At 75.0% G+C, this 11,368-nt stretch carries 6 protein-coding genes and 3 pseudogenes; 3 read left to right on the forward strand and 6 right to left on the reverse strand.

What is annotated here, in order from left to right; all coding sequences use genetic code 11:
- Positions 1–9 precede the first annotated feature (9 nt).
- The 5 genes and pseudogenes from IPL61_13925 to IPL61_13945 form a co-directional block, all read right to left on the reverse strand.
- On the reverse strand, positions 10–2,571 hold the full coding sequence (locus IPL61_13925) for a sensor histidine kinase KdpD (GenBank protein MBK9032387.1): 2,562 nt from the start codon (positions 2,569–2,571) through the stop codon (positions 10–12).
- 132 nt (positions 2,572–2,703) lie between these two features.
- Positions 2,704–3,280 (reverse strand): annotated as a pseudogene (kdpC, locus tag IPL61_13930) (potassium-transporting ATPase subunit KdpC).
- A gap of 10 nt (positions 3,281–3,290) precedes the next feature.
- Positions 3,291–5,360: a potassium-transporting ATPase subunit KdpB gene (gene kdpB, locus IPL61_13935; GenBank protein MBK9032388.1), complete on the reverse strand. Its 2,070-nt coding sequence runs from the start codon at positions 5,358–5,360 to the stop codon at positions 3,291–3,293.
- An 11-nt stretch (positions 5,361–5,371) separates the two neighbouring features.
- Positions 5,372–7,078: a potassium-transporting ATPase subunit KdpA gene (kdpA, locus tag IPL61_13940; protein ID MBK9032389.1), complete on the reverse strand. Its 1,707-nt coding sequence runs from the start codon at positions 7,076–7,078 to the stop codon at positions 5,372–5,374.
- Positions 7,075–7,167 (reverse strand): potassium-transporting ATPase subunit F, encoded by a 93-nt coding sequence (locus IPL61_13945; GenBank protein ID MBK9032390.1) that lies wholly within the window; start codon positions 7,165–7,167, stop codon positions 7,075–7,077. Before IPL61_13945 ends, kdpA begins: the two co-directional genes overlap by 4 nt.
- A 206-nt stretch (positions 7,168–7,373) precedes the next feature.
- On the opposite strand from IPL61_13945, the gene IPL61_13950 reads away from it, so the two are divergent.
- Positions 7,374–8,438: an outer membrane beta-barrel protein gene (locus IPL61_13950; protein MBK9032391.1), complete on the forward strand. Its 1,065-nt coding sequence runs from the start codon at positions 7,374–7,376 to the stop codon at positions 8,436–8,438.
- 49 nt (positions 8,439–8,487) lie between these two features.
- On the opposite strand, the gene IPL61_13955 is transcribed toward IPL61_13950, so the two are convergent.
- Positions 8,488–10,674, reverse strand: a complete 2,187-nt coding sequence (locus tag IPL61_13955) for a peptidylprolyl isomerase (GenBank protein MBK9032392.1) — start codon at positions 10,672–10,674, stop codon at positions 8,488–8,490.
- Positions 10,675–10,755: 81 nt separating this feature from the next.
- Between IPL61_13955 and IPL61_13960 the strand changes: the two are divergent.
- Together IPL61_13960 and IPL61_13965 are read left to right on the forward strand one after the other, a co-directional pair.
- Positions 10,756–11,070 (forward strand): annotated as a pseudogene (locus tag IPL61_13960) (AMP-binding protein).
- A 175-nt stretch (positions 11,071–11,245) separates the two neighbouring features.
- Positions 11,246–11,368, forward strand: a pseudogene (locus IPL61_13965) (AMP-binding protein).

The raw sequence follows: 11,368 nt of genomic DNA on the forward strand, positions 1-11,368 counted from the left end.
GGCCGGGCGTCACGGCGCCCCCGGGGCCGCGAGGGCGAGCGCGGGCACCACCGGCGGCGGCGGCGTCGGCAGCCGGACCACGAACCGCGCGCCGCCGCGGCCGGCGCGCTCGACGGCGATGGTGCCGCCGTGGGCCGTGACCACGCCGCGGCACACCGCCAGCCCGAGGCCGACGCCGCCCTTGCGCGCGCCGGGCGCCCGGAAGAACTTGTCGAACAGGCGCGGCGCCGACGCCGGATCGATCCCGGCGCCGGCGTCCGCGACCGAGACCTCGACCAGGGCGCCGTGGCGGCGCGCGGCGATCGTGATCGGCGGCGCGCCGTGCTTCACCGCGTTCTCGATCAGGTTGATCAGCACCTGCTCGAACAGTACCGGATCGACCGACACCACGAGCTCGTCGGGGACGTCCAGCTCGACCGCGCGGTCGCCGAGCACGTCGGCCAGCCGGGTGAGCGCCGAGCCGCACAGCTCGCTGACCGGCACCCACGCGCGGGCCGGCTCGAGGCCGGTCTCGACCCGGGTGATGTTGAGCAGGTTCTGCAGCACCCGCTCGAGCCGGCGGGCCTCGTCGACGATGGTGCCGATCAGGTCGGCCTCGACCGCCGGCGGCAGCTTGGCGCGGGTGTCGCGCAGGGAGGTGGCCGCGCCGGTGATGACCGCGAGCGGCGTGCGCAGATCGTGCGACACCGCCGACAACAACGAGCTGCGCAGCTCCTCGGTGCGGGCCCGGATCGACGCGTCGCGCGCGGCGCTCGCGAGCTGCACCCGCCCCAGCGCCAGGCCGGTCTGGCGGGCCAGCGCCGCCAGCAGGAGGCGCTCGTCGGCGGTGAACGGCGGCGCGTCGCGGCGGCCGGCGGTGACCAGGACGCCGCGGGGGGCGTCCTCGTCGAGCGGCACCGCGGTGACCGCGGCGCCGGGCAGGGTCGCGGTGCCGTGGCCGGCGGGCTGGCGGTGGGCCAGGCTCCACGCCGCCACCGACTGCTCGGGCGCGGACAGCGGCATCAGGCCGGCGATCGCGGTGAGCGTGGTGAGGTCGCCGTCCCGCTCGGGGACCAGCACCGCGGCGCCGACGCCGATGAGCTCCTCGACGTGGCGCACCGCGACCGCCGCGATGTCGGCGGCGGCCTCGGCGGCGGCGATCTCGCGGGTGAAGCCGAGGATCGCGGCGGTGCGGCGCTCGCGCACCAGCGCGTCTTGCTCCTGGCGGCGCAGCCGGGTGGTGAGGGCGCTGATCGTCAGGCCGGCCGCGAACATCACCGCGAAGGTGACCAGGTACCCGAGGTCGCTGACCGCCAGCGTGAACCGCGGCGGCACGAAGCAGACGTCGAACGCCAGCACCGACATCGTCGCCGCCAGCAGCGACGGGCCGCGGCCGCCCAGCCCGGCGATCATGATCGCGACCACGTACATCATCGCCAGATCCGCGAGCGTGACGTGCGCGAAGACCAGCAGCCCGAGCGCGGTCACGGCGGCGACCGCCAGCGCGCCCACCACCCAGCTCCACCGCGCCGTCGGCGGCGCCACCCGTGGGCCGGTCGGGGCCGGGGGCTCCGCGTCGTGGTCGATCGGCGCCACGACGTGGACCTCGATCTCGCCCGAGCCGCGGATCAGCGCGTCGACCAGGCCGCCGCGGAGCAGGTCCCGCCACCGCCCGTGCGTGGGCTTGCCGACGACGACCCGGGTGACGCCGCGGCGCCGCGCGTGGGCCAGGAGCGCGTCGGCCACGTGCTCGCCGCGCAGGCGCACGATCTCGGCGCCCAGCGACTCGGCCAGCCGCAGGTGGGCCTCGAGCCGGTCGCGGTCGCGCGCCGCCAGCGGCCGGCTGGGCCGATCGACCGCGGCCACCTCCCAGGTGGCGTCGAGCCGCTCGGCCGCGCGCTTGCCGGCGCGGATCAAGCGCTCCGACGACGGGCTCGGGCCCACCGCCACCAGCACCCGCTCGCGCTCGACCCACGGCCGCGCGAGGCCGTGGGCCTGGCGGTAGGCGCGCACGTCGACGTCGACCTGCTCGGCGGTGCGGCGCAGCGCCAGCTCGCGCAGCGCCAGCAGGTTGCCCTTCTGGAAGAAGTGCTGGGTGGCGCGCCGCGCCTGCTCGGGCAGGTACACCTTGCCCTCGCCCAGCCGCTCGAGCAGCACCTCGGGCGCCAGATCGATCAGCTCGAGCTCGTCGGCGCGGGCCAGCACGTCGTCGGGGACGGTCTCGCGCACCTTGACGCCGGTGATCTGCTCGACCACGTCGGTGAGGCTGGCGACGTGCTGGACGTTCAGCGTGGTGTGGACCTCGATGCCGGCGTCGAGCAGCTCGAGCACGTCCTGCCAGCGCTTGAGGTGGCGGCTGCCCGGCGCGTTGGTGTGGGCCAGCTCGTCGACCAGGATCACCCGCGGCCGGCGCGCCAGCGCGGCGTCGAGGTCGAGCTCGTCGAGCGTCACCCCGCGGTGCTCGGTCCGGCGCCGCGGCACCACCGGCAGCCCCACCACCAGCGCGCCGGTCTCGGCGCGGCCGTGGGTCTCGATCACCCCGATCACCACATCGACGCCCTCGGCCCGCAGCCGCTGCGCCGACTCGAGCATCGCGAAGGTCTTGCCGACGCCGGGCGCGGCGCCGAAGAAGATCTTCAGGCGCGCCCGGGGCGGGCCTCCTCGGCCTGCACCCGCGCCAGGAGCGCGTCGGGATCGGGGCGCTCGCCGTCGGTCATCGCGCCGTCACTGTACCGCGTGGGGCGGACCGAGCCGGCGGTCGAGCTCGAGGTTGACCGCCAGCACGTTGACCCGGGGCGCGCCCAGGACGCCCAGGGTTGGCGCCTCGATCGCACCCTCGATGATCGGCGCCACCGCGGTCAGCGCCACGCCGCGGGCGGCGGCGATGCGGTCGATCTGAAAGCGCGCGGCGGCCGGCGAGACATGGGGATCGAGGCCCGAGGCCGACGACGTGATCAGCTCGATCGGCACCGGCCGCCCCGGCGCGGTCGCGGCCAGCGCGGCGGCGCGCTCGGTCAGCGCCGCCACCAGCCGCGGATCGCGCGGGCCGAGGTTGGTGCCGCTCGAGGTGCGGGCGTCGTAGCCGGGCGGCCGACGGCCGGCCCCACAGGTAGCCGGGGTTGGTGAAGGCCTGGCCGACCAGCCTCGACCCGACCGCGTGACCGTCGACGCGGACCACCGACCCGCGGGCCTGGGCTGGCCACACCAGCCGGGCGACGCCGGTGACCGCCAGCGGGTAGAGCACGCCGCACAGGAGCGTGAACAGGGCGAACAGGACCAGGGCAGGACGGAGGGTGCGCATCGGGGCCTCGTCACGCCAGCCCGAGGCCGGCCAGGGTGAGATCGATCAGCTTGATGAACGGGAACGGCGCGATCACGCCGCCGAGGCCGTAGACCAGGAGGTTGCGTCGCAGCGTCACCGCCGCCGGGGCCGGGCGCAGCGTGAGGCCGCGCAGCGCCAGCGGGATCAGCGCGACGATGACCAGGGCGTTGAAGATCACCGCCGACATGATCGCGCTGTGCGAGCTGTGCAGGTTCATGACGTTGAGCGCGTCGAGCTGGGGGTACACCGCGGCGAACGCGGCCGGGATGATCGCGAAGTACTTGGCCACGTCGTTGGCGATCGAGAACGTGGTCAGCGCGCCGCGGGTTGCCAGGAGCTGCTTGCCGACGCCGACGATCTCGATGAGCTTGGTCGGGTTGGAGTCGAGGTCGACCATGTTGCCGGCCTCCTTGGCGGCCTGGGTGCCGGTGTTCATCGCCACCGCCACGTCGGCCTGGGCCAGCGCCGGCGCGTCGTTGGTGCCGTCGCCGGTCATCGCCACCAGGTGGCCCTTGGCCTGGTAGTCGCGGATCTTGGCCAGCTTGGCCTCGGGCGTGGCCTCGGCCAGGAAGTCGTCGACGCCGGCCTCGGCGGCGATGGCCGCCGCGGTCAGCGGGTTGTCGCCGGTGATCATCACCGTGGTGATGCCCAGGCGGCGCAGCTCGGCGAAGCGCTCCTTGATGCCGTGCTTGACGACGTCGGTGAGCGCGATGACGCCGAGCACCCTGGCGCCGTCGGCGACCACCAGCGGCGTCGCGCCCTCGCCGGCCACGGCGTCGACCTGGGCCTTGACCTCGGGCGGCATCGCCGCCTCGCCTCGCGCCGCGACGTCGCGGGCGATGGCGTCGGCCGCGCCCTTGCGGATCGAGCGCGCGCCGACGTCGACCCCGCTCATCCGGGTCTGCGCGGTGAACGGGACGAAGCTGGCGCCGGCTGGTGCCCGCGCCGCCCGCGCGCCGAGCTGGGCCTGGCCGAGCGTGACGATGCTCTTGCCCTCCGGGGTGTCGTCGGCCCACGACGCCAGCACCGCGGCCTCGGCCAGCGCGTCGGCGGTGACGCCGCGCGCCGGGAAGAACTCGGTGGCCTGGCGGTTGCCGTGGGTGATCGTGCCGGTCTTGTCGAGGAGCAGCACGTCGACGTCGCCGGCGGCCTCGACCGCGCGGCCCGAGGTGGCGATCACGTTGGCCTGGATCATGCGGTCCATGCCGGCGATGCCGATCGCCGACAAGAGGCCGCCGATCGTGGTCGGGATCAGGCACACCAGCAGCGCCACCAGGATCGCCATCGACACCGGCGCGCCGCCACCGGCGCTGGTCACCGCGTAGCGCGAGAACGGCAACAACGTCACCGTCACCACCAGGAACACCAGCGTCAGGCCGGCCAGCAGGATGTCGAGCGCGATCTCGTTGGGGGTCTTGCCGCGGCGCGCACCCTCGACCATCGCGATCATGCGGTCGAGGAACGAGCTGCCCGGCGCCGCGGTGATGCGGATGATCAGCTGATCCGACAGCACCCGGGTGCCGCCGGTGACGGCCGAGCGGTCGCCGCCGCTCTCGCGCACCACCGGCGCGCTCTCGCCGGTGATCGCGCTCTCGTCGACCGAGGCCACGCCGAGGACGATGTCGCCGTCGCCGGGGATCAGCTCCCCCGCTGACACCTTGACCAGCATGCCGGGGGTGAGCTGCGACGACGGGACGCCGACCGCGGCGGCGTCGAAGCTCGCCTCCTGCACCCGGTTGGCCAGCACGTCCTGGCGGGCGCGGCGCAGGGCCGCGGCCTGGGCCTTGCCGCGGCCCTCGGCCATGGCCTCCGCGAAGTTGGCGAACCAGACGGTCAACCACAGCCAGGCGGTGAGGCCGCCGATGAAGCCGGCGTCGGGGGCGCCGGTGGCCAGCGCGTGGACCAGCATCAGCGTCGTGAACGCGCTGCCGACCTCGACGACGAACATCACCGGCGACCGGATCATCCGCCGGGGATCGAGCTTGAGCAGCGCCTGCCACAGGGCCGGCGTGACGATCGCGGCCTCGAACAGCGGGCGCGCGGAAGGACGGGAGGACATGGCAGGGCCTTTCAGCGCGCCAGGTGCTCGGCGATGGGGCCGAGCGCCAGCGCGGGGACCAGGGTCAGGGCGCCGACGAGGAGCACGGTGGCGACCAGGAACGCGACGAACAACGAGCTGTCGGTGGGCAGGGTGCCGGACGTGACCGGCACGCGCTTCTTCCTGGCCAGCGCGCCGGCGAGGGCGAGCACCGGCAGGAGCGCGCCGAAGCGGCCGAGCCACATGAGGATCCCCTGGGTGGTGGCCCAGAACGGGCCGCTGGCGGTGAGGCCGCCGAACGCCGAGCCGTTGTTGTTGGCCGCCGACGTCATCGCGTACAGCATCTCGGTGAAGCCGTGGGCGCCGCCGTTGCCCAGCGTCGTGGCCTGGCTGGTCGAGCACGCCAGCGCGGTGCCGATCAGGAGCGCCACCGCCGGCACCAGGACGCCGATCGACGCCAGCTTCATCTCGTGGGCCTCGACCTTCTTGCCCATGAACTCCGGCGTGCGCCCGATCATCAGGCCCGACAGGAACACCGCGATGATCGCGAACAGGATCAAGCCGTAGAGGCCGGAGCCGACGCCGCCGAACGCTACCTCGCCGAGGCCCATGAGCGCGATGGTCGCGGCGCCGGCGAGCGGCTGGTAGCTGTCGTGCATCGAGTTGACCGAGCCGTTGGACGCGGCGGTCGTGGCGCTGGCCCACAGCGCGGCCTCGGCGGCGGTGAAGCGCTGCTCCTTGCCCTCCATGTTGCCGGCGCTGACGTCGATCGCGACCGCGCCGGCGTCGTCGACCGCGGCGATCGCCGGCGTCGCCGATAGCTCCTGGTGGATGGTCACCGCCGCGAACGGCACGAACAGCAACCACATCGTCACCAGGAACGCCACGCCCTGGCGCCGCCGCTGGACCATCCGGCCGAACGCCAGGCACAGCGCCGCCGGGATCAGCAGGATCGCCAGGCACTGGACGAAGTTGGTCAGCGGCGTCGGGTTCTCGAGCGGGTGGGCCGAGTTGACGCCGAAGTAGCCGCCGCCGTTGGTGCCGAGCTGCTTGATCGCCACCTGCGAGGCCACCGGGCCCACCGTGATCTGGCCGTGGCCGCCGCCGTCGAGGGCCGCGACGTCGAGGTGCCCAGCGCCGGTCTGCGGCACGCCCTGCCACACCAGGATCAGCGCCATCACGATCGCCATCGGCACCAGGACGTAGAGCGTGGCGCGCGTGAGGTCGACCCAGAAGTTGCCGACGCCCCTGGCCTCGGCGCGGCTGAAGCCGCGGACCAGCGCCACCAGCACCGCGATGCCGGTGGCCGCCGACACGAAGTTCTGCACGGTCAGCGCCAGCGCCGCGACCAGGTGGCTCATCGTGGCCTCGCCGCTGTAGGCCTGCCAGTTGGTGTTGGAGACGAAGCTGATCGCCGTGTTCCACGCGACGGGTGACGGCACCGCGTGCAGGTCGTTCGGGTTGCCGGGCAAGCTGCCCTGCAGGCGCTGCAGCAGGTACACCACCACCACGCCGGCGAGGTTGAACACCACCACCGCGGTCGCGTAGCGAGGCCACGGCATGTCCTCGTCGCGGTCGACGCCGCCGACGCGGTAGATCAGGCGCTCGACCGGGCCGAGCACCCGCGTCGCGCGGGTGGTGCCGTCGAACACCCGCGCCAGGTAACCGCCCAGCGGCCACGCCAGGAGCGACAAGCACGCGGCGAACGCGACCAGGCCGACGATGGTGGCGCCGGTCATGACAGCTTCTCCGGGAACAGCAGCGCGAACACCAGGTATCCGAAGACCACGATCGCGAGCCCGAAGCCGAGCCAGGTGAGCAAGGTCATGGCGGCTCCATGCGGTGGAAGAGACGGATGAGGCCCAGGCTCGCCAGCGCGAGCACGAGGGTCAGGCCGAGGTAGATCAGGTCCCAGCGGTTCACGCTGCCTGGATAGCGCTGCCCGTGTCAGCGCCGCATCAAGAGCGCGCGGCGCCGCATCAAGAGCGCATCAAGACCCGGGCCGGCCGCGGCGGCCAGCCTCAGGGTGCGGCCATGTCGCGCACCGCCATCGCCTCCGTCGTGTCACTGCTCGCGGCCGCCAGCGCCGCCGCCGAGCCCACCCCTGTCACGCCGACCGTCACCGTCGGCGGCTCGATCGAGACGTACTACCAGTACAGCCTCGCGCGCCCGCGCGCCGGCCTCGCCGGCCTGCGCCTCGAGCCCGCCCACGGCGCGTTCACCCTGGCGGCCGCCACGCTCGACGCCACCGCCACCGGCGACCGCTGGCACGGCCGGGTCGCGCTGGCGACCGGCGCCACCGCCGCCGCCGTGTACGCCACCGAGCCGACCCCCGCCACGTGGCAACTCGTGCGCGAGGCCAACGCCGGCGCGGCGCTCGGCGCCGACGTCACCGTCGACGCCGGGCTGTTCCTGTCGCCGATCGGCCCCGAGGCGCTGGCGTCGAAGGACGACTGGAACTGGTCGCGCTCGACGCCATTCCTGGCGCTGCCCGCCTACCACGTCGGCGCGCGCGCGACCCGCCCCCTCGGCCACGGGCTCACCGCCCAGGCCTGGATCGTCAACGGCTGGAACGCCGCCGTCGACACCAACCGCTGGAAGTCGGTGATGGTCGCCGGCACCTGGGCCGACGCGAGCACCACCGCCCAGATCCTGTACGCCGGTGGCGTCGAGCGCCCCACCGGCGCCGCCGCGGGCGCCCCGTGGCGCCACCTCGTCGACGCGTACGCCACGCGCGCGCTCACCGACGCCATCGAGGTCATGGCCCACGCCGACGCCGGCCGCGAGGACGGCGCCGACGGTGGTCACCGCTGGCTCGCCGGCGCGCTGTACGGCCGCTGGCGTCCGAGCCCCGCGCTCGAGCTGGCCGCCCGCGTCGACGGCGTCCACGAGTGGAGCGACGCCGGCGCCACGCCGCTGCTGCTCGGCGTCGAGCAGCTGATCGCCGGCACGCTCACCGCGTCGTGGCGCGCCGCGCCACAGCTGCTGGTGCGCGGCGAGCTGCGCCACGACCGCGCCAGCGCCGATGTGCTGCCAGGACGCGACGGCCTGCGCCGCGACCAGACCACCGCCACCGCGGCGATGACGGCGTGGTTCTGAGGCGCGCGCCCGCGCGCGTCGGTCGCGGCCGGCCGCGTCAGGCTGGCGTCTACTCGAAGCGCGCGCGGATGATGCGGTCGCCGACCTGGATGCGATCGAGCACGTCGGCGCCATCGATCACGCGCCCGACCCAGGTGTAGCGACCCTCGAGGTGCGGCGCCGGGCTGTGCATCGCGAACCACTGCGAGCCGCCGGTGTCCTTGCCGGCGTCGGCGATGCCGACCGAGCCGACGTCGAAGCCGACCGGGATCTCCTCGAGGCTGGCGGTGGTCTCGCTCGGCAGCGTGAACCCAGGGCCGCCCCAGCCGGTGCCGGTCGGATCGCCGCCCTGGACCACGAAGTTGGGGACGACCCGGTGGAACAGCAGGCCGTCGTAGTAGCCGCTGCGCGTGAGCGTGATGATCGCGGCCACGTGCCACGGGGCGATCGTGCCCTCGAGGCCGATGACCAGCTCGCCCGCGGTCGTCGTCAGATGCCAGGCCCCGATCGCCTGCAGCGCGAGGGCGGGATCGATCGGCGGCTTGACCGGCGGCGTCGCGGCGGTGCGCGGCCCGGGATCGGTGCCGGTCAGCGCGGTGATGCAGTCGCGGGCGGCGGTGCGCAGCGCCGGGCTCGCGTCGTCGGCGAGGCGCTGGCAGCGCGGCAGGCCGTCGAGCTTGGCGGCGGCGACCGCGGCCAGCAGGGTCGAGGTCAGCTCGGCGTCGCCAGCGGCGCCGTCGATCCGGGCCAGCACGGCCGCGGCCACGCTGGCGAAGTCGCCGCTGGCGCCGGTGACCTTCAGGATCTCGGCGGCGGCGTCGGCGGCCGCGCCCGCCACCGCCGGCTCGGCCCGGCCCAGCGCGGCGACCAGCGCGTCGCGGACCGGCAGCCGCTCGGGCGGCGTCAGCGTGGCGGTCACCGCCGGCAACAGCGCCAGCGCCGCCGCGGCCACCGCCGCGTCGGCCGAGGCCGAGGCCCCGGCCAGCCGGCGCACGGTGTCGCCGCCCGCGCCCGCGGCGATCGCCTCGAGCGCGACGCCCTGGGCCAGCAGATCGGGGAGGATGCCGCCGCCGCAGCCGCCGAGCTGGGCCATCGCCACCGTCGGATCGTTGAGCGCGTCGCCGGTCGCCACGGTCGGCAGCGGTCGCGCCAGCGCGCCCAGCGCCAGGCAGTTGGCCCAGGCCGCCGCCATCTGGCGATCGACCTCGCGCTGGGACGGCGGCTGGTCGGCGTAGCCGCGGGCGATCGCGACCAGCACCGCGCGCGCCGCCGGCTCGGCCGAGCGATCGGCCAGCTGGCGCAGGCTCTCGAGCAGCACGTGGCCGAAGCTCGACGGCAGCCGGCCCGCGGTCCACTCCTGCGAGACCCGGGCGACGTACGGCACCACGGCCGCGCGCGTGGCGTCGGTCGCGGCGGCGCCGCCGAGCGCGCGGACCAGCTCGACCCCGACCCGCCAGTCGCCGTCGTCGAGCGCCTCGAGCAGCTCGGGCGTGGTCACGGCGACGGCGCGCCGCGCGACCAGCCCGGCCACCGCGGTCGCCCGGATCACCGCCTCGGCGTCGCGCACCCGATCGCGCAGCGCGCGCACGACCGCGTCGGTCGCGGCCGGCGGCGGCGCGGTCACCTCGACGAAGCCGCGCGCCAGCGCGTAGGTCGCGGCGTAGCGGACCGCCGGCAGCGCGTGCTTGGTCAGGCCGATCAGCGCCAGCTCGGTGGTGTCGCCCAGCCCGATCTTGGCGCGGCCCAGCCGGCCGAGGCCGATGGCCGCGGCCACGACGACGCCGGGCTCGGTGGCGCCGAGCGCCTGCGACAGCGGCGCGAGCGCGACGGTGGTGCCCAGGCGACCGATCGCCTCGAGGACGGCGATGCGCCCGGCGCCGGCGGCGGGCAGCGCCGCCAGCTCGGCGACGATGACCTTCGCGTCGGCGGGCTCGATCGCGCCGGTGGCCCCGGCGATGCCGAGCGCGGCCGCGGCCAGGATCGCCTCCTGGCCGACCAGCCGGCGCCGGAGCTCGGCCACCGCCGCCGGGCTGCCGATCCGACCCAGCGCGCGCATGGCCAGCGCCCGTCGGGCCGGCAGGCGGTCGTCGGCGAGCTCGGTCAGCTTCGGGATCGCCGCGTCGCGCTGGACCTCGAGCTGCGCGTACATCAGCCGGTCCTCGCGGGTCAGCTCGGTCGGCGTCGAGGGCGGCTTGGGCGCGGTCCGGGGACACGCGGCCAGAGCGACGAGCACGAGGACGAGGGCGGGCGGGCGCATGGCGCGCATCCTACCGCGGCCGGTCCGGGGATCCTCCGCGCCGGGGCTGTCGTACAGTGTCGACCCACGAAAGGACGGTCGATGAGCCTGAACCTCGCAACGCTGCTCCGCGAGAGCAGCACCCGCCACCCCGACAAGCCCGCGATCCACATCGGCGACGTGAGCCTGTCGTACGCCATGCTCGACGGGCTGGCCCAGCGGTTCGCGGCGGCCCTGCGCGGCCTCGGCCTCAAGCCCGGCCAGCACGTCGCGCTGCTCCTGCCCAACGTGCCCCAGTTCACGATCGCGTACTTCGGTTGCCACTACGCCGGCAACCCGGTGGTGCCGCTCAACGTGCTGCTCACCGCCGACGAGATCGCCTACCACCTCGACGACTCCGAGGCGGTGGCGCTCGTGGCGTGGGGACGGCTTCCTCGAGCAGGCCCAGGTCGGGTTCGGTCGGGTCCACGAGTGCAAGCACCTGATCGTGGCCCGGGCCGACCGCGCCGATCTGACCGCGCCCCCGGGCGCCCACAACCTCAACGCGATCACGATGGCGGCGCCGCCGATCGGCGACATCACGCCGACCAACCCCGACGACACCGCGGTCATCCTCTACACGTCGGGGACCACCGGCAAGCCCAAGGGCGCCGAGCTCAGCCACTTCAACCTGTTCTTCAACGCCCAGTGGCTGACCCAGCAGGACATGCCGGTG

Source organism: Myxococcales bacterium (genome assembly GCA_016717005.1).
In the GTDB taxonomy this organism is placed as follows: Bacteria; Myxococcota_A; Polyangia; order Haliangiales; family Haliangiaceae; genus UBA2376.